The 880-nt window shown below is 54.5% G+C and carries 2 protein-coding genes; one reads left to right on the top strand and one right to left on the bottom strand.

Going from position 1 to position 880, the window contains the following annotated elements; translation table 11 throughout:
- On the top strand, positions 1–240 hold a 240-nt coding region (locus Aru02nite_RS36300; RefSeq protein ID WP_203665086.1), incomplete at its 5' end, for a protein kinase family protein.
- A gap of 70 nt (positions 241–310) precedes the next feature.
- Here Aru02nite_RS36300 and Aru02nite_RS36295 read toward each other — a convergent pair.
- Positions 311–880, bottom strand: a 570-nt coding sequence (locus Aru02nite_RS36295; protein ID WP_203665085.1) for a Fic family protein, incomplete at its 5' end; no start/stop codon positions are given.

Below are 880 nucleotides of genomic sequence, written 5' to 3'. Positions count from 1 at the left end.
GGCCTCTGCCACGCCGATGCCTCACCCTGGAACATCCTTACAGGCAAGGATGAACGTTTGTATCTGATTGACCCGCGCGGCATTACCGGCGAAGTCGCCTATGACGCCGCAATCATCGCTCTAAAGGCGGCAACTCGCATACCGGTTGAGGCCACTGCAAGGGGACTCGATTCGATGCTCGGCATCGACTCCGATCGAGTGCTCTCCTGGGTATTAGTCGCTGTAGCGGCTCGCGTGTAGTCCGCTATGCGTCCCTGGTAGGAGCATCTACGATCTTGTGTCGTATGGTAATCATCATCATCATCAGGCGCTAGAAGAGAGTCAGTTCGTTCGGATTGGACCGGGCGCGCAGGAGGCGCCGCCCGCTTGTTATGTCGAGAATGTCCTTGCATACAAACAGACGGTTAACGCGTCGACCGGTTACCTCGTGGAGGATTCCGAGGGAAACCAACTTGGATACTGCCTGATTGGCTGTCTCAAATGTCTTGCCAATAAGCGAACTGGCCGTCTGTACATCAATAAGCGGGTATCCAATCAGGATCTCAGCAAGTTCGACAGCAGCACCACGCAACTTCGCATCGCGAACGCGCCGTATCATTTCCGCCTTGAACTCAATCAGGTCACTGATAGTGCGGATCCCCTCCTCAGCTTGGGTGAGGATGGCCGTCGATATGAAAGAGACCCAAGGATTCCAGTCTCCGGTCTTGCTCACCGAGAGGAGTCCGTCAATGTACTCATCTCTGCGGTTCTCTAGCCAGGGAGCGAGGTTTAGAACAGGCTGGTGCAAGATTCCTTCTTGGACCAGCTGCAACACTGCGATTAATCGGCCGAGTCGTCCGTTTCCGTTATTATAAGGATGCAGCGCTTCGAACTGATAGTG

Origin of the sequence: Actinocatenispora rupis (assembly GCF_016861975.1) — a bacterium.
GTDB lineage: Bacteria > Actinomycetota > Actinomycetes > Mycobacteriales > Micromonosporaceae > Actinocatenispora > Actinocatenispora rupis.
This window is presented reverse-complemented; position numbering and strand designations above follow the sequence as displayed.